At 37.7% G+C, this 20,927-nt stretch carries 22 protein-coding genes; 11 read left to right on the top strand and 11 right to left on the bottom strand.

Translation table 11 applies throughout. The features are described 5' to 3' along the window. The first annotated feature begins 161 nt into the window (after nt 1-161). Together M3610_RS03670 and M3610_RS03665 are read left to right on the top strand one after the other, a co-directional pair. Nucleotides 162-1,919: an ABC transporter ATP-binding protein gene (locus M3610_RS03670; RefSeq protein ID WP_251456594.1), complete on the top strand. Its 1,758-nt coding sequence runs from the start codon at nt 162-164 to the stop codon at nt 1,917-1,919. Then, nucleotides 1,916-3,931: an ABC transporter ATP-binding protein gene (locus M3610_RS03665; RefSeq protein WP_251456593.1), complete on the top strand. Its 2,016-nt coding sequence runs from the start codon at nt 1,916-1,918 to the stop codon at nt 3,929-3,931. The genes M3610_RS03670 and M3610_RS03665 overlap by 4 nt, the downstream gene beginning before the upstream one ends. A 36-nt stretch (nt 3,932-3,967) precedes the next feature. Here the strand turns inward: M3610_RS03665 and M3610_RS03660 are convergent, their stop codons facing one another. Then, complete coding sequence (locus M3610_RS03660; RefSeq protein ID WP_251456592.1) at nt 3,968-4,588, bottom strand: NAD(P)-dependent oxidoreductase; 621 nt, start codon at nt 4,586-4,588, stop codon at nt 3,968-3,970. A gap of 312 nt (nt 4,589-4,900) precedes the next feature. Between M3610_RS03660 and M3610_RS28485 the strand changes: the two genes are divergently transcribed. The 3 genes from M3610_RS28485 to fumC all read left to right on the top strand — a co-directional run bounded on the left by M3610_RS28485 (nt 4,901) and on the right by fumC (nt 7,140). Further along, nucleotides 4,901-4,996, top strand: coding sequence for an acyl-CoA synthetase family protein (locus M3610_RS28485; RefSeq protein WP_396953630.1), 96 nt, complete (start codon nt 4,901-4,903; stop codon nt 4,994-4,996). 154 nt (nt 4,997-5,150) lie between these two features. Beyond that, nucleotides 5,151-5,612: a PaaI family thioesterase gene (locus tag M3610_RS03655; RefSeq protein ID WP_251456591.1), complete on the top strand. Its 462-nt coding sequence runs from the start codon at nt 5,151-5,153 to the stop codon at nt 5,610-5,612. A 145-nt stretch (nt 5,613-5,757) separates the two neighbouring features. Next, on the top strand, nt 5,758-7,140 hold the full coding sequence (fumC, locus tag M3610_RS03650) for a class II fumarate hydratase (protein WP_251456590.1): 1,383 nt from the start codon (nt 5,758-5,760) through the stop codon (nt 7,138-7,140). Nucleotides 7,141-7,212: 72 nt separating this feature from the next. On the opposite strand, the gene M3610_RS03645 is transcribed toward fumC, so the two are convergent. After that, nucleotides 7,213-7,416: an alpha/beta-type small acid-soluble spore protein gene (locus M3610_RS03645; protein ID WP_026566044.1), complete on the bottom strand. Its 204-nt coding sequence runs from the start codon at nt 7,414-7,416 to the stop codon at nt 7,213-7,215. 358 nt (nt 7,417-7,774) lie between these two features. Here M3610_RS03645 and M3610_RS03640 point away from each other — a divergent pair, with 358 nt between their 5' ends. After that, a complete protein-coding gene (locus tag M3610_RS03640; RefSeq protein ID WP_026566045.1) occupies nt 7,775-8,017 on the top strand; it encodes a hypothetical protein in 243 nt (80 codons plus the stop codon). 81 nt (nt 8,018-8,098) lie between these two features. Here the strand turns inward: M3610_RS03640 and M3610_RS03635 are convergent, their stop codons facing one another. The 8 genes from M3610_RS03635 to M3610_RS03600 form a co-directional block, all read right to left on the bottom strand. Beyond that, nucleotides 8,099-9,199 carry an ABC transporter ATP-binding protein gene (locus M3610_RS03635; RefSeq protein ID WP_098572151.1) on the bottom strand — a complete coding sequence of 367 codons (1,101 nt, stop codon included), beginning with the start codon at nt 9,197-9,199 and terminating at the stop codon, nt 8,099-8,101. Nucleotides 9,200-9,303: 104 nt separating this feature from the next. Continuing rightward, nucleotides 9,304-10,215 carry a helix-turn-helix domain-containing protein gene (locus tag M3610_RS03630; protein WP_251456589.1) on the bottom strand — a complete coding sequence of 304 codons (912 nt, stop codon included), beginning with the start codon at nt 10,213-10,215 and terminating at the stop codon, nt 9,304-9,306. A gap of 124 nt (nt 10,216-10,339) precedes the next feature. Next, nucleotides 10,340-10,531, bottom strand: coding sequence for a hypothetical protein (locus tag M3610_RS03625; protein WP_098572153.1), 192 nt, complete (start codon nt 10,529-10,531; stop codon nt 10,340-10,342). Nucleotides 10,532-10,613: 82 nt separating this feature from the next. Further along, nucleotides 10,614-10,823, bottom strand: a complete 210-nt coding sequence (locus tag M3610_RS03620) for a YheE family protein (RefSeq protein ID WP_251456587.1) — start codon at nt 10,821-10,823, stop codon at nt 10,614-10,616. A 74-nt stretch (nt 10,824-10,897) separates the two neighbouring features. Beyond that, nucleotides 10,898-11,944 carry a YheC/YheD family endospore coat-associated protein gene (locus M3610_RS03615; protein WP_251456585.1) on the bottom strand — a complete coding sequence of 349 codons (1,047 nt, stop codon included), beginning with the start codon at nt 11,942-11,944 and terminating at the stop codon, nt 10,898-10,900. Beyond that, complete coding sequence (locus tag M3610_RS03610; RefSeq protein ID WP_251456583.1) at nt 11,941-13,305, bottom strand: YheC/YheD family endospore coat-associated protein; 1,365 nt, start codon at nt 13,303-13,305, stop codon at nt 11,941-11,943. The genes M3610_RS03615 and M3610_RS03610 overlap by 4 nt, the downstream gene beginning before the upstream one ends. Continuing rightward, the gene (locus M3610_RS03605) at nt 13,283-14,386 is read right to left on the bottom strand and encodes a YheC/YheD family endospore coat-associated protein (protein WP_251456581.1); all 1,104 of its coding nucleotides are present in this window, start codon (nt 14,384-14,386) and stop codon (nt 13,283-13,285) included. Before M3610_RS03605 ends, M3610_RS03610 begins: the two co-directional genes overlap by 23 nt. A gap of 1 nt (nt 14,387) precedes the next feature. Then, nucleotides 14,388-15,770, bottom strand: coding sequence for a YheC/YheD family endospore coat-associated protein (locus M3610_RS03600; RefSeq protein ID WP_251456579.1), 1,383 nt, complete (start codon nt 15,768-15,770; stop codon nt 14,388-14,390). Between the two features lie 176 nt (nt 15,771-15,946). Between M3610_RS03600 and M3610_RS03595 the strand changes: the two genes are divergently transcribed. The 3 genes from M3610_RS03595 to M3610_RS03585 all read left to right on the top strand — a co-directional run bounded on the left by M3610_RS03595 (nt 15,947) and on the right by M3610_RS03585 (nt 18,228). Then, nucleotides 15,947-16,294, top strand: a complete 348-nt coding sequence (locus M3610_RS03595; RefSeq protein ID WP_098572159.1) for a YlbF/YmcA family competence regulator — start codon at nt 15,947-15,949, stop codon at nt 16,292-16,294. 122 nt (nt 16,295-16,416) lie between these two features. Next, nucleotides 16,417-17,286 carry a Cof-type HAD-IIB family hydrolase gene (locus tag M3610_RS03590; RefSeq protein ID WP_251456577.1) on the top strand — a complete coding sequence of 290 codons (870 nt, stop codon included), beginning with the start codon at nt 16,417-16,419 and terminating at the stop codon, nt 17,284-17,286. 150 nt (nt 17,287-17,436) lie between these two features. Then, nucleotides 17,437-18,228 carry an enoyl-CoA hydratase gene (locus tag M3610_RS03585; protein ID WP_251456575.1) on the top strand — a complete coding sequence of 264 codons (792 nt, stop codon included), beginning with the start codon at nt 17,437-17,439 and terminating at the stop codon, nt 18,226-18,228. A 66-nt stretch (nt 18,229-18,294) separates the two neighbouring features. On the opposite strand, the gene M3610_RS03580 is transcribed toward M3610_RS03585, so the two are convergent. Continuing rightward, nucleotides 18,295-18,480 carry a YhzD family protein gene (locus M3610_RS03580; protein WP_251456573.1) on the bottom strand — a complete coding sequence of 62 codons (186 nt, stop codon included), beginning with the start codon at nt 18,478-18,480 and terminating at the stop codon, nt 18,295-18,297. A 124-nt stretch (nt 18,481-18,604) separates the two neighbouring features. Here M3610_RS03580 and M3610_RS03575 point away from each other — a divergent pair, with 124 nt between their 5' ends. Next, the gene (locus M3610_RS03575) at nt 18,605-19,504 is read left to right on the top strand and encodes an ABC transporter ATP-binding protein (RefSeq protein ID WP_251456572.1); all 900 of its coding nucleotides are present in this window, start codon (nt 18,605-18,607) and stop codon (nt 19,502-19,504) included. Beyond that, nucleotides 19,497-20,750 (top strand): ABC transporter permease, encoded by a 1,254-nt coding sequence (locus tag M3610_RS03570; protein ID WP_251456571.1) that lies wholly within the window; start codon nt 19,497-19,499, stop codon nt 20,748-20,750. Before M3610_RS03575 ends, M3610_RS03570 begins: the two co-directional genes overlap by 8 nt. Nucleotides 20,751-20,927: the final 177 nt, after the last annotated feature.

Genomic DNA, 20,927 nt, shown 5'->3' with positions numbered 1-20,927 from the left:
TTAAAAAGGAGGCATACTGCACTGTTGCGGTATGTCTTTTTTTATAGTTCAAAACAAATTTGAGGGAGGAAATATGGATGAGGTATTTGGCAGGGTCTTGGAAGGGAAATACAGTAGGAGCAATAGAGGGCGGATAGTATAACATAAGGGGGAAGTTAGGTATGTTTGCGGTTTTAAAAAAATTAAGTTGGTTCTTTAAAGAAAATTGGCAGCGATATGTCATTGCAGTTACACTATTAATTTTAGTGGGTATATTGGATGTGATTCCGCCTAAATTAATCGGATTGGCAATTGATGATATTCATGTGGGCAGTATAAGTCATAAGAAAATAATACAATATCTTGGTATTCTATTGGCAATCATGGTTTCATCTTATGCAATAACCTATATCTGGATGTACCGACTGTTTGGAGGAGCCTTCCTTGTAGAAAGGAAACTTAGGTCCCGGTTTGTTACTCACTTACTAAAAATGACTCCGATATTCTATGAAAAAAATCGGACTGGAGATTTAATGGCGCGTGCGACCAATGATTTAAAGGCCATTTCAATCACAGCAGGTTTTGGGATTCTGACACTTGTAGATTCAAGTGTATGGATGCTGACATTACTGTTAACAATGGGAATTTTAATTAGTTGGAAGTTAACACTGGCGGCAATTATTCCGTTGCCAATTATGGCGATTTTAATGCAAATGTATGGAAAAAGAATTCATACTCGCTTCATGGAAGCCCAAGATGCGTTTGGTGAACTGAATGACCGTGTACTTGAATCAGTCGCAGGAGTTAGAGTTATCCGTGCTTTTGTTCAAGAAACAGCAGATAGCAAGCGCTTTCATCAACTTACGGAGGATGTCTATCACAAGAATATTAACGTTGCAAAAATTGATGCATTATTCGACCCAACGATTAAGGTGCTTGTTGGTATTAGTTATCTAATTGGCCTCGGGTATGGTGCCTATTTAGTATTCCATCAATCAATTACATTGGGCAATCTTGTGTCGTTTAATGTGTATCTAGGGATGATGATCTGGCCCATGTTCGCAATTGGCGAGTTAATCAATGTGATGCAGAGGGGGAATGCTTCACTTGACCGCGTTAATGAAACACTTAGCTATGAGGAGGAAGTGGTCAATCCTCTAGACCCTGTTTCCATACAACGTGCTGATCGAATTGATTATCGAAAGGTAACTTTCCGTTATCCCTCTTCTAAGAATGATAACCTAAACCAAGTTGATGTTATGCTGTTACACGGGCAGACATTGGGTATTGTTGGGAAAACAGGCTCAGGAAAGACCACCTTTATTAAGCAGTTATTAAGACAATATCCACTAGGCGATGGAGAGGTAACCATATCTGAGGTATCTTTAGAGGAGCAAACCATAAATCAAGTTCGCGACTGGATTGGTTATGTGCCTCAGGATCATGTACTGTTTTCTCGCAGTGTGAAAGACAATATCCTTTTTGGCAGGAAAGATGCAAGCGAGGAAGAATTAGAAGAGGCCATTGATTTAGCGGCATTTCAAAAAGATCTTGTCCTTCTTCCAGAAGGATTAAGTACGCTCGTTGGAGAAAAGGGTGTGGCTTTATCAGGAGGGCAAAAACAACGGATCTCCATAGCGCGCGCGCTGATCAAAAATCCAGAAATCCTCATCCTCGATGATTCCTTATCGGCAGTTGATGCCAAAACAGAAAAGCGAATCATTGATAATATTAGAAAGGCGAGAAATGACAAGACCACCATCATTACCACACATCGAATGTCCGCTGTCCAACATGCCGATCATATTATTGTTTTAGACGATGGTAAAATTATAGAAGAGGGGACACATGAACAGCTTCTTGAACATGATGGGTGGTATAAAGAACAATTTATCCGCCAGCAGATTGCAGGGAAGATAGAGGAAGAGGTGCAATCATGACAACAGGGAAACGATTAGCTAAATACGCATTTGCGTATAAAAAAATTATTTTCGCAGCAATGGTCATGCTGACCATTTCTGTCGTAACCGATCTCGCTGGCCCGTTTATTGCTAAAAATATCATTGATCAGCATATTTTAGGAATTGAATCTGTTTGGTATGAAACATCAAGCGGCGAAAAAGCAGTAAATTATGACGGGAAATTTTATAAAAGAGCAAAGTATGTATCTAGTAATGAACAAAGGGGAAAGCAAATCCAAATTTTGCAAGTCGGATCCAAATTTGTTTTCATCGACAAAAAGCTTAAATTTGATGGAAAGCGGACCTTAAAAGCCGGAACATTGGAGATAAAAAATGGGGTTAGAAAGGAAGAATATCATGCTAAAAACCTAAGTCTTTCTGAAATCCTAGCATTTTATCAGCCTGAGATTCTCCCAATCGTTCAACTTTTAGCCATTTATTTTGGACTCTTGGTTGTTTCAGCTGTTTTTCAGTATGGTGAACGTTTCTTATTGCAAAAATCTGCCAACCGTATTATTCAAAAAATGCGTGAAGATGTGTATGGTCAGATTCAACGTCTGCCAATAAATTATTTTGATAACCTGCCTGCTGGGAAAGTAGTAGCAAGAATTACGAATGATACAGAGGCAATCCGTGAGTTATATGTTACGGTTCTTGCCACCTTTTTTACAAGTTCGATTTATATTACAGGCATTTATGTGGCTTTGTTTATTTTAAATGGAAAGCTTGCAGCGATTTGTTTATTGTTATTACCAATTCTTTATGTATGGATGTTGATTTACCGTAAGTATGCTTCAAAATATAACCGTGTGATTCGGTCGAGGAACAGCGAAATAAATGCGATGATTAATGAGTCAATCCAAGGGATGAGTATCATCCAAGCGTTTAGTCGTGAGAAAGAAACAAAAGCGGATTTTGAGAAACTTAACCATGAACATTTTACGTACCAAAATAAACTATTAAGTCTCAATTCATTAACCTCGCACAACTTGGTCGGTGTCTTAAGAAACCTTATTTTTGTAGCATTTATTTGGTATTTCGGCGGTCAGGCACTCAATACTTCTACGATCCTTTCACTAGGGATGCTTTACGCTTTTGTTGATTATATCAACCGGCTTTTCCAACCGGTTCAGGGGATTGTCAATCAATTGGCCAATCTAGAACTTGCTCTAGTGGCGGGAGAACGTGTATTTAAATTGATGGATGAACCAGGTGAAAATGTAAGTGGTGAGAGAATTGCCCGGTTTAAAGGAAATGTATCTTTTGATCATGTATCATTTGGTTATAAAGACGGGGAATACGTTTTAAAGAATATTGATTTTGAAGCGAATCATGGTGAAACAGTTGCTCTTGTTGGTCACACGGGATCTGGAAAAAGTTCCATTATGAATTTACTTTTCCGTTTTTATGATTGTCAAAAAGGAAAAGTTACCATTGATGGAAGAGATATTGCAACGATCCCCCGTCAATCTATTCGTAACCATATGGGTATTGTTTTGCAGGATCCCTATTTATTTACAGGAACAATAGCTTCAAATGTAAGTCTTAATGATCCGGCGATAACCAAAGAAAAAGTAGAGAAAGCATTAAAAGATGTAGGGGCTGACAAGGTATTCAAGAACTTAGAAAATGGTTATGATCAGCCAGTCCTAGAGAAAGGGAGTACCCTCTCAAGTGGGCAGAGACAGATTATTTCCTTTGCACGAGCGCTGGCTTTCGATCCAGCTATACTTATACTTGACGAAGCTACCTCAAGTATTGATACAGAAACGGAGACTGTGATTCAAGAGGCCATGGAAGTTCTGAAAAAAGGGAGGACCACCTTTATTATTGCCCACCGATTATCAACAATCCGTAACGCTGACCAGATTATTGTTTTAGATCGTGGGATGATTGTTGAAAAGGGAACACATGACGAATTAATGAAGAAGAAAGGTAAATATTATCAAATGTATCAACTCCAACAGGGTGGTACAAATTTGGCTGGATAGAATTCGCCCCTTAACATGACATGTTAAGGGGTGTTTTTAATAGGTTAAACCAACTCGTGAACCGATAAATTCATTGCTAAATAGCTGATCATAGGCAAAGTCCGCTGTATCGTAAATAGAGATGGACGAAGGATCATCAGGAAGAAAGTCTTTTTCATATCTGTAATATCCTAATCTCTCTCCAATAGGCAAATAAGTGGGGCAAACAATTGTCCAATCCAGCCCTGAGTCTTTTAATAATAAAAAGGCGCGCAAATGTTCTTCCGCATCACGTGTGCTTTTCCGCTTTGATTCAGACGATTGAAATCGATATAAATGGGGGGCAGACCGAGCCTGGAGAATTCCAGCCGTTCCAATGGTAATAATTCGGTGTATTCCGAGCGCTTTCATATGTTTAATGATAAAGGGCATCGATTCAGACAGTACCGTGGTACCTGCTGTATTTAGAGAACTAATCACTACATCCGATCCTGTTAAGCTACCTGCAATATCCGTTTCATTTAGTACATTACCTTCTTTAACAAGAAGGCCATCTTTTTTAATGTTTAGTTTACTGCTGTCTCTCACCAGTACTCGGACGGAATGTTGATTGGTTAAAGCATTTTCTAAAATAATCGAACCCACTCTGCCTGTTGCTCCGAAAAGGCAAATGTTCACAAAAAGTTCACCTCTTAATTAATAAAGTGTAATATTCATCACTTGCGGCACCCTCCGCTTATGATATTTTAAAGATGATTTAGCATTTACTTATATAGGGGTGGGAAGTATATGTCAGAGTATTCGGTAGTGCTATTGATCGGTAGTTTTTTAATCCTTTCTTATTATATCGGATATACAATTATTAAACATTAAATTAACTACAGATAAGTGTCTGAAGTTCAGACTGGCGATAAATTCGAATTAAATCGGATTTATCGCCAGTCTTTTTTTATGATTATTAAAATAATGGATCAAAAGAGGTAAGTTTATTTGAAGGTAAGGGTGCTAGCTCCAAGAAGTATTCCTCGGTCTGAAGGAAAAGCGGTACGCATTGTGGATGAGCGAATGGTTGAAGTAATTAAATGAAATATTTAAATTTTTAAAAATTTTTTGGTTTTTTGTATAACGGAAAATCACTATGTCGTTATCGGTGTGTTATAATAAAGAAATAAAATAGACGATGTCTCATCTCACAAGGTTTCCTTGGAGCATACATACAAAAAAAACAGGAGGAGTCAATATGAAATCCAGTATGACTGAACAGGAAGTTCATCAAAAATATTACAAGCAAATTTTTGAAACACTCGAACAAGAGCCTTATGCCCAGTTTCTCGGTATGAAATTAATTGAGATGGGAGAGGGGACTGCAACGGCTGAGTTAGAAGTAAATGACCATATGTTGAATTCACACGGCACGGTTCATGGTGCTATCATCTTTTCTTTAGCTGACTATGTATTTGCAGCAGCGAGTAATTCTTATGGGAAAACTTCTGTTGGATTGTCAACAAATGTTAATTTTATGTCTCCTGGCCGGAGAGGATCCCGTCTAAGGGCTATAGCCGAAGAAGAAAAGCGAAACAACAGTACGGCATGGTATAAAATCCGTGTAGAAAGTGATGGAGAACTATTAGCTACGATGGAAGCATTGGTTTATCGTAAAAGCCACTATTTTGTTCCAGTAGAAGAGAGTGAAAGCAATTAACTCCACATTCGATTTCTTTTCTCTACACTCAGAACTGCAGACAACTGTCTGCAGTTTTTTTGATTACATCCCTACTTTCCTTAATAAAATAGATAGGAATGGGTATATATATTGAAGTACATGAATTTGTGAGGTGTGTTGATAAGTGGAGAATTATCGAATTGAAAAGGATACGCTCGGTGAGGTTCGTGTGCCCATTGAGAAATATTGGGGTGCGCAAACACAACGGAGCAAGGAGAATTTTAAAATTGGCTCAGAAAAGATGCCGTTGGAATTAATATGTGGCTTGGTTTTTATTAAAAAAGCAGCAGCCAAAGTAAATTTCCAATTAGGAAAACTAAGTGAAAATAAAATGAAGGCGATTCAAAAAGTATGTGATTCTATTCTTGCAGGAGATATGGATGAACATTTCCCATTAGTGGTCTGGCAGACGGGTAGTGGGACTCAATCCAACATGAATGTAAATGAAGTGATAGCCAACAGGGCCAATGAATATTTAAAGGACCTAGGTGCTGGGCATGAAAAAATCCATCCAAATGATGATGTCAATATGTCGCAAAGCTCTAACGATACCTTCCCAACAGCCATGCATATTGCTGCATATCAAAAAATCGTAGAAGAACTTCTTCCGGCAATATCAGAACTTAAACATACACTCCTCCAAAAGGAAAAGGATTTCTCTAAAATCATTAAAATCGGAAGAACACATTTACAGGATGCAACACCACTGACACTGGGACAAGAGATTAGCGGGTGGAGGTGGATGCTAGAGAAATGTGAAAAGATGATAAAAGAGGCAAGCCAATATCTGCTTGATTTGGCGATTGGAGGAACGGCAGTTGGAACAGGAATCAACGCACCCCCATTATTTGGTGACATGGTGGCTGAGCAAATTTCTATATTTACAGGATATCCATTTCGGTCCTCAGAAAATAAATTTCATGCTTTAACCAGTCACGATGAGATTGTGCATGTACATGGTGCACTTAAAGCTTTGGCTGCTGATTTAATGAAAATTGCTAATGATGTCCGCTGGCTTGCAAGCGGACCACGCAGTGGGATTGGTGAACTTAGCATTCCTGCGAATGAGCCCGGAAGTTCCATTATGCCAGGTAAGGTCAACCCAACCCAAAGTGAGGCCTTGACAATGATAACGTGTCAGGTTTTTGGAAATGATGCCGCTATTGCTTTTGCAGCGAGTCAAGGGAATTTCGAGTTAAATGTCTTTAAACCAATTATTATTAATAATTTTATCCAATCGGTTAGACTTCTTTCAGATGGTATAAGATCCTTTAATAAAAATTGTGCTGTAGGTCTTCAGGCTAATGAAGAGATTCTTAAAGAACATTTGAATCGCTCATTGATGCTTGTTACAGCATTAAACCCTCATATTGGCTATGAAAAGGCAGCGGAAATTGCCAAATTAGCTTTCAAAGAAAATGGTTCCTTAAAGGAAGCAGCAATAAAATTAGGTCATCTTACGGAAGAACAGTTTTCCCAATGGGTTAAACCAGAAAATATGATATGAAATTGAAAGCCCCTTCCAAGTGGAAGGGGCTTAGCCATAATATTTATTTGTATTTACTCAGATTACTAAATATTAGCGTTGGAATCCGCCAAGTTGAGACTCAGCCATTGCTACTAGACGTTTTGTAATTTCTCCACCAACAGATCCGTTGGCACGTGAAGTAGTGTCTGCACCAAGATTTACACCAAATTCTGAAGCAATTTCATACTTCATTTGACTAAGAGCTTGCTCGACACCTGGTACTAGAAGTTGATTAGAGTTGTTGTTACTTGCCATAGTTGAATAACACTCCTCTTAATAAATTTGGGGTCAGTATGGAGTTGAACCATAATGGAGATTAAACCATCGCCGCCTAGGCCTAACCCATGTTATCAATAATACTTTGATAATCTTTCTACAAATTGGAGATACATTCATAAAACTTTGGTTTTGGCTGGATGAGTCGGACTTGCACCGGCTATTACCCTTCTTGGTTTCATCCATCGTGTTGTTGAATGGTTGCTTGCTTTGTAATACTTATTATGATTAAAACAGAAAGACTTATTCGGGAAATTAATTGGTAATTTATTCCGTTACATAGGGCATGTAAGTTAACACAAACTAAGGTTATCAAATAAACAAAAGGGTGAATGGAATGTCTGAATGCCCAGTATGTAATGGTTTTCGTGAGGCCTATTTATTATGTACAAATTGCGGTGAACCTATGATGGAAAGTGGCCGTCTAATGGATTTTTATGATGATTATAGTCCATATATGGAGATTGACCTAATGAAGATGGAAGATGGATATCCTGATACAAATTCAGGTCATAAGTGCCCCCATGTGTATCGATGTCCTGCTTGTCATCTAGAAGAAGTATTTTTTATAAAAGAATAAGCCTCGCTAATTAAGCGAGGCTTACTTGTCCATATTCTCTTAATCCAGATGAAGCGCCCAGCGGGACTTCCACTTTATATATTACGGGCGGATTCTTGATTCTGTTTCTTCATCAAAGAAATGTGCCTTATTCATATCAAATGCTAGTTCTAATGAATCGCCAGGATGAATATCTCCACGAGAGTCAACGCGGGCTACGAAATCTTGGCCGCCAATGCTGGAATAGATCATTAATTCTGCCCCAGTTAACTCGGCAACATCTACTTGAGCTTTAATTTTTGATCCAGCCGATGCATCAATGAAAACTGGCTCATCATGAATATCTTCTGGTCGAGTACCTAGGATGATTGATTTTCCAACATATCCTTGCTCGCGCAGATATTTCATTTTTCCTTCTGGAACAGCAAGCGAAGAATTTCCAATGACGAATTTTCCATCCTCTAGTTTTCCAGTAAAGAAATTCATCGCAGGGGATCCGATAAAGCCGCCAACAAAAACATTTTCAGGCTTTTCATAAACTTCTTTAGGTGAACCAACTTGCTGAATGATTCCATCTTTCATAACGACAAGACGTGTTGCCATTGTCATCGCTTCAGTCTGGTCATGTGTTACATAGATTGTAGTAGTATCTAAGCGGCGGTGAAGTTTAGCAATTTCTGCACGCATTTGAACACGAAGCTTTGCATCAAGGTTTGATAATGGTTCATCCATTAAGAATACTTTTGCATCACGTACAATCGCACGGCCTAATGCTACACGCTGGCGTTGTCCACCTGAAAGTGCCTTAGGTTTACGAGTTAAGTAAGCTTCTAAACCAAGAATTTTTGCTGCGTCTTTTACACGGCGATCAATTTCATCTTTTGGAAATTTGCGAAGTTTTAAGCCAAACGCCATGTTATCATAAACAGTCATATGTGGATAAAGGGCATAGTTTTGGAAAACCATCGCGATATCACGATCTTTTGGAGCTACATCGTTTACTCTTTTACCATCGATGTAGAAATCACCTTTAGAAATATCTTCAAGACCAGCAATCATTCGAAGTGTAGTAGATTTCCCGCACCCTGATGGTCCAACAAACACGATAAATTCCTTATCTTCAATATGTAAATTGAAGTCTTGTACAGCTGTTACTTTATTATCATAAATTTTATAAATATGATCTAATTTTAACTCAGCCATTGTAATTCCTCCCTTTATCTTGTTAGTAATAGTTTACAAGCAGCAGAAGAAAATAGGTATGGACAGACTGCACAAAGAATGAAAACGCTTTTTTGGGCACTTTGTTACCTTTTTTGACTTTGTTCAAATAGAAGACAAGCTAAAAAGACTGTAAAGGCCCCGTAAAAATCCTTTAATTGGATTCCAGACTTATCAATAAATTTATCAATTCGATACTGGAGTGTATTTCGGTGGATGTATAACTTTTTTGCCGTTAAACTGGCATTTAAATTATTTTCAAGAAAAACTTTAATGGTCGAATACATCTCAGGCTCATCATTAAAAACTTCGAATATTCCTTGATGGATCTTTGGTTTTAAATCCATCGGCAAGTGATATGCCACATATGCAGGAAGAACCCGTTCATATGTAAAAATATTCATAAGGGAGACAAGATTGATCAGGCCAAAGGAAAAAAATTCTTTCTCAAGCAGGAACTTTGACCGAAGTTGGTCGTGAAAAGAATTAAACTTTCCAACAAAAAAAGCGATTTTGACATAAAAGTCACTTTCTAAAGTTTCTGACATAGAAATCAATTCTTCTTCCGTAAGTGAGACTATTGTGGCCTCTTCAATAATAATTCCTCGTCTTTTGTTCTCCCAGATGATTATAACTCCTTCAGTAAAGAATCCCTTTAATGCGGACTCAATCTCAAATTGATTCGTATCATCTCCGTTAATCTGAAATTGAATGAACCTAAGGTTTGTCTCAGCATGATAAGAAGGGGGAGGACCATCCTCTAATAAATACGCATCCCATCCTTGGGTAACAGAACTTTGGACACTTGATGGATTCTCAACTAATTGATAAATCGTCTGAAGGAGGGTTAATTCCTTTTCAGTTACCTCAGATTTTGGAATGCCAATCCATTCTTTTTCCATCTCGCTGAAAAATACATACAACTGTTCTGAATGAGTAATTGGTTGATCGGGAAACAAAATGGAATTTTCATAAATAGACAATAATTTTCTTAGCATTTTTGATTTCCCCATTTTAAAATTTTTTAGTGACATCTAACATTATATCAGTAGTTACTTAACCTAATAAATAATAAAGGCTAGCCAAGGTTAATTCGGCTAGCCTTTATTATGGTTGTTGGTATCAATCGCATTCATAGGGTGGTTGTTCTTCTTGAAGGTCACGGGCTTCTTCGATATTAGTTGACTCCTGGCGGGAATGCACTGACCCGCCGGACATTCCTTCGTTAATCATTCGGTCAACATCCATAAACACTTTATCTCTGCCCTCATATGCAGATCCTGCATCCGTACCCATGCTTTTTCCTTTGTCCATCCTTATCATTCCTTTCCCAAAACTATATTTAGTTTTGCGGAAAAGACAAGTTTTCATGCACGATGGTCATTCAAAATATCGATTATTCATATACATGGTAAAGCATTAGTTCATGGATTTGGCTTGATAATGCCTCAATCTCATCCTGTTCAGGCACATTTGTAGTCCATTCTATTTTCCCTGTTTGGTGATAAATTCCCGTCACCCGCTGCTTTTTATGATAAAAGGAAAAATTCCAGCCGGGTATATTTTTGTTTTCAAATAATGGTTTTAATTGAAAGTGCAAGATCATCGCGAAATCCTCCCTTTATTATTCTTACCTATAGCTTAACTGGTTTGGGAGAATATTTAAATATGAATTTTCTGTCAGTTTTTATAATTGGAGAGTTGGAGGAAAATGCGGCAAAGTTGTTCGATTTTCTTTTCCTCAATTTCCTCTTCATCAAATCTCATTGGTTTGGAATTTACCTCGTAAATATAGTACTGGCCAGTCATACTTACTCCTGCATCAATTGAAAACTCTCCGAAATAGCCAAATCGATCGGACAGTGCCGTTCCGATTTCAGGAACAATTGCTTCAATAAAACGATCATGCTCCTTAGTTTGTAAATTTTCATAGGGCAGGAGTCTGCCTCCGGCTGGAATATGGGTTGTAATATCCTGTGTCTGTGATTGCCGAATTCCAACTCCTGTTACAGTGTAACCACTGTCTGCTCCGTGGGCGAGGATACGAAAATCGAAGCGATTCCCCTTGTACTTGGCTGATTTTATTTCCTCTTGTGCTAAGTAATTTTTTGCCAACAATGCCACACCGTGTTTATCCCAAAAATGATCAAAGGATTTAAAAAGTTCATGCTGGTGTATCCCGTCTAATTGAAGTCCAGTAGCACTAGTTAGCTTTAAGCGGAAAATTCCTTTTCCTTTGGAGGATTGGGAAGGTTTTAAATAAATGCTCTTATGCTTCTTTTGAAATATGAATAAGTCCATTTTTCCGCGGATAGGGATGGTTTCTGGCAGGAACGTTTTCAGGGATGGATGTTTTTTAAACACCTCATAGAGCTCAAATTTATCAATAAAACATGGATTGAAATATGGGATATTCTTCTCCTTTAAAATAGAAAAAAATTGTTGACATTGTTCGTTTTGTTCTGACTTTCGGAAGGGGATCCGGTTATATACAATGTCGGGGTAGCGAAATTTTTCTTTTATCCAGTGATTTTGTTCAGGTAAAAAGGTATAGCCTGTTATATGGTGTATACCTGCATCCTCTGGTATAAAAACAAAGCTTATTCCTTTGTGTGAAATAAGCTTTTTTTGTAATGCAATAAAAAGCGGGCCATTACCGGCGATAGAACCATCCGCTTTTCTTGATGTCATAATTCCAACCAGAGGGCCTGGATAATTGGTCCTCATTGGATTAACTCCACTGGATGTAGTAAGGATTGTTCGGTAAGAAAGACGGCAAATGCCATTGATAATTTTCGTGTTAGCAAATCAAATACCTCTAATTCAGGATGAGTAAAGATGGTTCTTCCAGGCTTGGAATTTGCTTCGAAGAGCCAAACTTCTCCATTTCGATCGATACCTAAATCAAATCCAATCTCACCAATTATTCCTTCTACATGCCGATCGATTGAGCCGCTTAAAAGCAATGCGGCGTTGGAAAGTTTCTTTGTATATAGTGAACTTTCCTCGTTGGAAAAAATCTCTTCCATTGTCTTAATATCTCCACCGCTTCTTGAATGGGTGGTCACGCTGCCAGGTCCTGCTATCTTCGCTGCAATCGCAGATACATGCCAATTTCCCATATCATCTTTATTGGTGTGGACTCTAAAATCAATAGAGCGGGATTCGGTGCGGATTAAATTAATCCCTTGTTGTACTAGCATTTTTTCAAGAGATTGATTTGCAAATACGTTTCCCATCAAGCTTTCTAAACTCGAGAATTTTCTCAGACGGTTTACATTGCTTTTATCTTGGTATCGACAATAATAATCATCGGTGTGTTTGTCGTAAATAATTTGGTGAACCCCTAAGCCGAGACTGCCATTCTTAGGTTTAATAAAAACATGACCATAGGTTGAAAGCATCGTTTCGATAGATGAGAAGGATGTAAATGGTAATGTATCTGGAAGGAGATTAGACACGGTTTCATCTTGAATAAGTCTTTCATGAATTTCGAGTTTGTTGAAAAATCCAGGATTATACCAAGGGATAAGGTACTCTTTTTGCAATCGCTCTTTCACTTTTATTAATCTTGGGTTATTTTCACTTCTTCGATTTGGAAGTCGATCATAAATAACATTCGGAAAGGGAATATCAACCGTTTCCCAACCGTTATTATGATAAAAATAACCTTCAATGCATCCAAGATCCCAATTAATATGCTGTTCTCCAAACACAAATGGTAAGGCGCCCACCATTTTATTAACCGATAGTAGTTTTGAGAAAAACTGGGTTCGATCGCCAATCGGTTCAAATGGCAGGGAAGTAAATCCTGCTGTAAAAATACCTATAAGTGGACCGATAATTAGACTTTGGTTAGATAAGAAAACATGAAGTGGAATGTTGAAACTTGGAAATTGAAGTGCTTTTTGAATTTCCCGGCTGATTGAAATCCGATCATCTTGATCAGGATGTGGGATAAAATCAACTTCTATTGATCTTGAACCAAAGGCAATTCGTGATAACTCTTTTTCTCTTAGTATTGCAGGAGGACAGAAAACTACTAATTGATCATTTTGAGCAATTTCAATGAGATAATGTTTTCTCATAATAGCTCTTCCTTTCTTTTAAATCCATTTGACTTATCTGCTTCCCATAAAGCAAAGGGGCAAGGGTTAATGTCTCCTTTACGTTTGGTTGTGTATGAAGGATGACCTTTCTACCGGGCTTCGAATTGATATCCAGAATCCAAATAGATTCATCTTTTGCAATTCCGATATCGATGCCGATTTCAAATAATGGTAAAAAAGCATTTTCAAGTATAGGTGGAAGATTAGAAAGAATGTACTCTAATTCCTGATGGATGTATTCCTTTTTTGCAGGTAAAAAAGAGGCTGCCCAATCCAAATAAGGAACAATTGAACCACCAGCACTTAAATTGGAAAGGATTCCCCCGGTACTTCCGACTCGAACCCCTCTGCCCATTTCTCCCCATTTTCCCTCGATCCCTTTCTGTAAGAGGATCCTAATGTCAAATGGCTTCAGGTCATCATTTGATAATTCTAAATACGGCTGCATTAGGTAGGGACGTTTGTTAATTAGTGGTTGCAGCCATTTATTAAGTTTGGTTTCATTTGGGAATATTCTTGAGATAATATTCTTGTTTTTTTCTGTTTTAACATGAAAGGATTTGTTGTTTTTTTTCAAATAGTAAATACCATTTCCTTGAGAGCCATTAATTGGCTTTAAAATTATTCTTTTCTTGGATATTAATTCATTTAACACGATGTTAGTACTAGAAACTGCCTGAGTTGGGGGCAAATAAGCTGATAAAACTGTACTTTTTAATACCTCATAGAGTTCCAGTTTATTAGGAAGTCCATATCCTAAAAAGGTTATATCTGGTCTGTTCTTGAGCCAAGATACAATCGGAATGCACTGCTTGGAGTAGTCATCATCCCCGTAAAAACAACGATCATAGATAATAGTTGGAATAGGAAACTCCTTATCTACCCAGGATTTTGTTTGTGAAATGAATTTTTTTCCTTTTACTTTTAATGTAAGTGGATTTATATTGGCGGGGGAGAAGCGATAGCATTCTATCCCACAGGGTTCTGCAAGGTTTGCTATGTCGTTGATATAGGACTGCTCACTGTCAAAACGTATGGTCATTATTCCAAAGGCAATCAAATCACGAGTCCTCCTTTATAAAAGTCGTATCGAATGCAAGCAGTGTACAAAATTGAATAAGTGCTTTCGCAGATGGTCTAATTTTTCCTAATCCATCTTCAAAGTTTTTCGAGGGTTTAGAGTTTACCTCAATAATCCACGGCTTTCCGTTTTGGTCTATGCCAATATCGATGCCAAGTTCACCTGTTATTCCTGTTTGTGAGTTACTAATAGTCGACGCTGTTTCCACTGCTAATTCTTTCATATGTGTAAGCACCTCTAAAGCGTTCTTGGGTCCAAGACAAGTTCGCAGAACCTCTAAGGGTCTAAGCATCTTTCCACCTCTGGCAATATTTGAAACGAACTCATCTTTTGCAGCTATCCTTGCCACAATTGAGGTAACTTGCCAATGGTTGTTCAGATTTTTGTGACATAGTACCCGAAAGTCCATGGAACATGAGTCATACGCCAATAATTCAATACCTTGTTGAATAATATAAAAACGATTATGGAGAATAGGCTTGATTAGGTTGTGTATTTCGTCTAAGGAGTATTGATGGCTAGAGTTGTCGTTAAGTGTTGCAATCGAGGTTTGTAAAGTGCAGCGGTTATTATCTTCTTTTTTTAACTTGATAATATTTCTTCCTTGGCTGCCATGAACCGGCTTTATAAAAACTGTTTCACATTCGTCGGTAAGTTCATACAGATGCTCTTTTGTGTAAATTTTTGTTTTAGGTAAGAAGTGCAGGAGGTGTTTTTCTTGAAATATTTGATTATATACTTCCCATTTTGATAGGAAACGTTCATTAAACAAAGGAATCATCATGGTTTCAAGTCTTTTACGAAATTGTTTAAATGGGACAGATTGTTCAAGTTTACGGGAATGGATACGATTGTAAATCACATCCGGTATTGGATGCTCAAACGATCTCCATTTTCCATTGATAAGATAATAACCTTGATTTAAAAATTCCTCATATGAAAAAACATAAAAAAAGCCGCCTATTTCAGTAATTCCATGATGTAGTTCCTCGCAAAAAGCATGAATAGTACGAAAATGTGGTTCTTCTTGTTTAGTGGAGGGGAAATCTGTTACTAGTCCAATCACAGGTCCGAGTTCGAGTGTTAGAAGTTCATCCCGATAGATGGCTTGAAATTTATAACTCTGGGTGGGCAGGCAAAAATTCTTGAGAATATTTTCAGGAATAAGGATCAAATTTTTAGGGTCCAGGTCTACTGGTTGGATTGCAGTTTGGATCGACTTTTTCCCTAACTTAATATTTAATTGAAGTTTCTTATTTAATCCCAAACTAGTAAACAAGTGGGTGGATATTTTTACTATGCTGTCCTTCTTATTTTTAGGTGTTCTTGCTTTTATGGTAACCTGAGTTAATGGAAAAGGCATAGACATTCCCCGATTTCTATCTATATTGGAACCATTTTTTCCTTATGGGCATTAGTTGATATAGTAATGTATGTAACACTATTCGAGATGGTGATTTTAACATTCTCGCATTTTGGTGAATAGTTTGTTATAGTTGATTCGGATTGAAAAGCGTGAATAAAAAGGAGTGGATACCAATGGCAGTTAATCTATATGATTCCGCCTATGCGTTAGAAACAGCTATTCGTCAAAGTGATGAATACACACAACTACAGCAAGCTTATAAAGAAGTGAACGCAGACCCAGCTGCAAAACAAATGTTTGATCAGTTTCGCAAAATCCAATTAGACTTGCAACAGAAACAGATGATGGGGCAGAATATCTCTGAACAAGAAATTGCGCAAGCACAATCAACTGTAGGACTAGTACAGCAAAATGAAAAAATTGCTAGGTTAATGCAAGCAGAACAACGGATGAGCATGGTTATTGGCGAGTTAAACAAAGTAATTATGAAGCCTCTTGAAGACCTATACGGAAAAATGTAAATTGAAATACGAGCCTACGGTATTAACCGAAGGCTTTTTCTTTTTTAGCTCTGTTCTACAAATGCCTAAAAAATCATAAAAGTGTTATAAAGGCTATTTCACCAAGAACAGGGGGCAACGGAATGATTTATCGCTTGCTTGCTTTAAATATTGATGGCACACTTCTTCAAACAAATGGAAAAATCCATAAATCCACAAAAGAGGCTATTGATTATGTTCAGCAAAAGGGTATTTATGTCACGCTTGTCACATCGCGGAGCTTTCCTTCCACAAGAAAAGTAGCCAAAGCATTAAAAATAAAATCACCTCTCATTACCCATCAAGGTGCATTTATTGCAAGTTCTGAGGACAAACCAATCTATGTGAAAAGGATTGGTGAACAAATTACCTATGATACAGTCAGCTTTTTAGAGGCGCTGCCGTGTCAAATTCGTCTTGTCCACGAACAATTTTCATTAGCGAATAAATTAAAATTGAATAATAATTTGTTGGCAAAAACTGTTTTTACCTCAGGGGATCCTGTTTTTTATTCGCAGCAATTCGTGTCGTCACTAACAGAGTATCTACATGACCAGCCAGTGAGCCCTCCGAAGATAGAAGTTTATTTTGAAGAAGAAAGTGACCTTCAGGATGCGAAAAAAGCACTTCAAAAAATGTATACTGAGATTGAATTAATTCAACTAGATGCTTTACGTTTGGATATTGTCCCAACCGGTGTTTCAAAATTATCGGGTTTATCATACCTTGCAAGCCAATTAGGGATTCAAAGAAAAGAAATCGTCTATATTGGAGATGGGATTGATGATATTCCATTGCTTGAAGCTGCAGGCCTTGGTGTATCGATGTGGAATGCGGATTTTGAAGTGAAGAAAGCATCAGATTGGGTGACACGGTCACAGAACGAACAAGGTGTTGCCTATATGGTAAAAGAACACTTTAGAAAACAACAGCCAATTGAGTTTTTAAGAAGGATGAATATTATTAAAAAATAGCCCAAAAAAGATATCAACGGTGAATGGCCGTTGATGTCTTTTTTTGAATTAATGGGATAGAAAATTCACTATTTTTAAAAAACTTACCTATATTTATGTCCTCAATTCCATTTATAATGGAATTGATTGAATTGGAGGGAGGGTTTTCTCGTGTCGTTAAACTTTATAACAAATAAGGTGAATGTAAAAGTTACAGGGCGTATGGCGACAATAGAAATGAACAGACCTGAGTCATTAAATGCCATGGATACAGAAATGATTAGGGGGTTAGTATGTAAACTGAAGGAAATTAGCGAGTCGGATGAAATTGATATTGTCGTTCTAACGGGAAAAGGAAGAGGCTTTTCAGCAGGGGGCGATATTAAAACCATGTTTTCAAACTCGAGCGAAAGTGATTTCTATCCTGTAATGGACAGTATTAGTGAACTAATTGTTACTCTTTATAGCATGCCTAAACTTACTATAAGTGCTGTTACAGGTCCAGCTGCCGGCTTGGGGTTTAGCCTTGCGCTAGCAACTGACCATATTATTGCTGATAAAAATAGTAAGCTAGCAATGAATTTTATCGGGATTGGTCTGATTCCAGATGGCGGTGCTCATTTCTTCTTAGAGAAAAAGTTAGGAGAGACGAAAGCGAAACAACTAATCTGGGACGGGAAAATGATGGATGCTGATGAAGCGTTAAAGTTAGGATTAATTGAAGAAGTAGCGGCAGTCAATCTTCAGGAGACATTAGATGCTAGAATTTCAGATTGGTTACGGAGACCCGTTCAGGCGATGATTAAAACGAAAAAGATTTTAGCTGATATGAATCGTCCTTACTTATTAAAAATCTTAGAATTAGAAAAACATTCACAGCAAAAAATGCGAGAAACCATTGATCACCAAGAAGGAATAAGGGCATTTATCGAAAAAAGACCACCCAGATTTATTGGTAAATAAACAAAGAAGCCCGCGGCTTCTTTGCTTTTTTTTGATATCCTTTTCCTGTTTATAGCGCTTTCATTATTAAGAATGAAAGAGTAATAGCTTACCGCTTGGTGAGGAGCATCGATGTGTACGTTCTAATAAGTTTTTTTCTGCTAACAATTTTTGGCCTAATTCTTTTGCCTCATCATCATGTTCAGCCTGGAAGGATTCATCTAAAATTTTTTCCCCATTGCTTTCAAAAGCAGTTAATTTATACGTTTTCATATCAACAACCCCTTAAAAGAATCATGTTATTAATCTATTTTCACATAATTACTAAAATTGCGCAAAAAATAAATGAAACCAAAATTTGTTAAATTCGTATGTAAGAGGGAGAGGAGTGTGTGAAATGGTTCTGAAACTTGAACATGTCAGGAAACGATTCGGGAATTTTACAGCTGTGAATGACTTGTCTTTAGTGATTCCTGAAAAAGAAATGTTTGGCTTTTTAGGGGCTAATGGTGCAGGGAAAACAACGACCTTCCGAATGATCTTAGGATTACTGGACACTAGCGGTGGTAAGATTACTTGGGACGGGAAACCGATTGACTATTCCACCAGTCATTTGGTTGGCTATCTTCCTGAAGAAAGAGGTTTGTATCCGAAATTAAAGGTTCGTGACCAAATCGTCTATTTAGCCAGATTAAGAGGAATGCAAAAATCTCAGGCACTTTCGGAATTAAAATCATGGCTTGAACGATTCAAAATTCCTGAATATGAAAATAAAAAAGTTGAGGAGCTTTCCAAAGGTAATCAACAGAAAATACAATTCATTGCTGCCGTCGTACATAAACCTAAATTACTAATATTGGATGAGCCATTTAGCGGTCTTGACCCAGTAAATGTGGAAATGCTAAAGGAGGCTGTGCTATCTCTGAAAGAGGATGGGGCGACTATCGTTTTCTCAAGCCATAGAATGGAACATGTCGAGGAAATGTGTGAACATCTTTGTATCTTGCACAAAGGAAGCCCAGTCGTCCATGGTTCATTAAAAGAAATCAAGCGTTCCTTTGGGAAAAAGAACCTTGTGATCCATGCCGATTTTCCATTAGATTTCTTGAAAAATTATCCTGGAGTCGTAAGGTCAAAACCAACTATGGAAGGAATTCACCTGCAAATTGAAGGAGAGTACATAGCTGAAAAAATACTTAAGGAAATTGTCAGCCAAGGGTTTATCCGGAAGTTTGCCCTGGAAGAACCATCATTAAATGATATTTTTATAGAAAAAGTAGGTGATTCATATGAATAGTTTTTGGATTATTTTGTTCCACACCTATATTAATAAAATAAAAACAAAATCCTTCATCATCACAACCCTTTTAACAATCGTTATTGTCTTGGTCTTAACCAACCTAACTAATATCATTGCTATCTTCGATAAAAATGATGGGAAAGAAAATGTGGCTGTGCTTGATGAAACAGGTCAACTTTTTGATCCATTCAATAAACAAGTTAGGGCAATTAATAAAGATATTAACTTGACAATTTTCCAGGGCAGTGAAGCAGAGGCAGAAAAAGCAGTTGAAAAAGGAACTTACCAAGGAATTGTTCTTCTTGGTTTAAATGATGAAAGACTTCCGATAGCTACTTATAAGGCCAAGAGTATTGCTGATTCATCCCTGTTTACTGATCTTCAAACGAGTCTTCAGCAAGTAAAAACCATGCTGGCGGCTTCACAAATTCAATTGACTCCTGTTCAGCTCGAAAAGCTCTATGAACCAGTGTCTTTTAAGAAAATTGCTCTTGAGAAGAATGCAAAAACGGAAGAGGAACTGAATCAGGCACGCGGTCTGGTTTATGTCTTGCTCTTTATCATCTATTTTTCAGTAATAATGTACGCTAATATGATTGCGATGGAAGTAGCAACAGAAAAGTCGTCTAGAGTGATGGAAATTTTAATTTCAAGTGTTTCTCCAATTAAACAGATGTTTGCAAAAATAATTGGAATCGGTTTATTAAGTCTGACACAGCTCGCTGTATTTCTGTCCGTAGGTTATTTCTCTCTAAAACAAAATATGGAATCCTTAAAAGAAGGATTTTTCGGTGTTTATGGTTTTGATAATATCCCTTTGGGAACGATTATTTATTCGGTTGTTTTCTTTATTCTAGGCTATTTTCTTTATGCCACACTTGCCGCATTTCTCGGCTCTCTTGTCAGCAGAATTGAAGATGTTCAACAAATGATTACACCAATGACTATGCTTGTTGTCGCTGGGTTTATGATTGCTATGTTTGGCTTAGGAAAGCCGGATGCTCCGTTCATAACGGTGACCTCTTTCATCCCGTTCTTTACACCAATGATTATGTTTCTGCGGGTAGGAATGTTGACCATTCCAGTCTGGGAAGCAATTGCAGGAATTGCTATCTTAGTCGCAACGATTGTTTTCTTAGCTATATTTGGCGCTCGAGTATATCGGGGTGGTGTTTTAATGTATGGACAATCCAATTCCTTTAAAGATATAAAAAAAGCATTACAGCTGACAAAGAACGAATAAGGCAGGAAAAGACGGTGTCCCAAAAGTATAATTTTTAGGGGCACCCCTTTTTTTATCGTTTTTATATTTGTCTGTTGATTTGCCCCCTGTTGATTGGAGTGGAGGGCACCGACTCCTGCGGGATAGAGAGGTCACGGAGACCCCGCAGGCGCCAAAGCGCCGAGGAGGCTCCAGGAC

This window comes from Neobacillus sp. MER 74, assembly GCF_023714155.1.
This window is presented reverse-complemented; position numbering and strand designations above follow the sequence as displayed.

Bases quoted from the DNA above. Each gene is read 5' to 3' on its own strand.
- M3610_RS03645 (WP_026566044.1), bottom strand. From the start codon at position 7,416: ATGGCAAGTAACAACAACTCTAATCAACTTCTAGTACCAGGTGTCGAG.
- M3610_RS03665 (WP_251456593.1), top strand. From the start codon at position 1,916: ATGACAACAGGGAAACGATTAGCTAAATACGCATTTGCGTATAAAAAA.
- M3610_RS03625 (WP_098572153.1), bottom strand. From the start codon at position 10,531: ATGGACAAAGGAAAAAGCATGGGTACGGATGCAGGATCTGCATATGAG.
- M3610_RS03590 (WP_251456577.1), top strand. From the start codon at position 16,417: ATGATTTATCGCTTGCTTGCTTTAAATATTGATGGCACACTTCTTCAA.
- M3610_RS03615 (WP_251456585.1), bottom strand. From the start codon at position 11,944: ATGAGGACCAATTATCCAGGCCCTCTGGTTGGAATTATGACATCAAGA.
- M3610_RS03630 (WP_251456589.1), bottom strand. From the start codon at position 10,215: ATGCTAAGAAAATTATTGTCTATTTATGAAAATTCCATTTTGTTTCCC.
- M3610_RS03595 (WP_098572159.1), top strand. From the start codon at position 15,947: ATGGCAGTTAATCTATATGATTCCGCCTATGCGTTAGAAACAGCTATT.
- M3610_RS03580 (WP_251456573.1), bottom strand. From the start codon at position 18,480: ATGAAAACGTATAAATTAACTGCTTTTGAAAGCAATGGGGAAAAAATT.
- M3610_RS03575 (WP_251456572.1), top strand. From the start codon at position 18,605: ATGGTTCTGAAACTTGAACATGTCAGGAAACGATTCGGGAATTTTACA.
- M3610_RS03600 (WP_251456579.1), bottom strand. From the start codon at position 15,770: ATGCCTTTTCCATTAACTCAGGTTACCATAAAAGCAAGAACACCTAAA.
- M3610_RS03655 (WP_251456591.1), top strand. From the start codon at position 5,151: ATGAAATCCAGTATGACTGAACAGGAAGTTCATCAAAAATATTACAAG.
- M3610_RS03635 (WP_098572151.1), bottom strand. From the start codon at position 9,199: ATGGCTGAGTTAAAATTAGATCATATTTATAAAATTTATGATAATAAA.
- M3610_RS03620 (WP_251456587.1), bottom strand. From the start codon at position 10,823: ATGATCTTGCACTTTCAATTAAAACCATTATTTGAAAACAAAAATATA.
- M3610_RS03610 (WP_251456583.1), bottom strand. From the start codon at position 13,305: ATGAGAAAACATTATCTCATTGAAATTGCTCAAAATGATCAATTAGTA.
- M3610_RS03670 (WP_251456594.1), top strand. From the start codon at position 162: ATGTTTGCGGTTTTAAAAAAATTAAGTTGGTTCTTTAAAGAAAATTGG.
- M3610_RS03640 (WP_026566045.1), top strand. From the start codon at position 7,775: ATGTCTGAATGCCCAGTATGTAATGGTTTTCGTGAGGCCTATTTATTA.
- M3610_RS03570 (WP_251456571.1), top strand. From the start codon at position 19,497: ATGAATAGTTTTTGGATTATTTTGTTCCACACCTATATTAATAAAATA.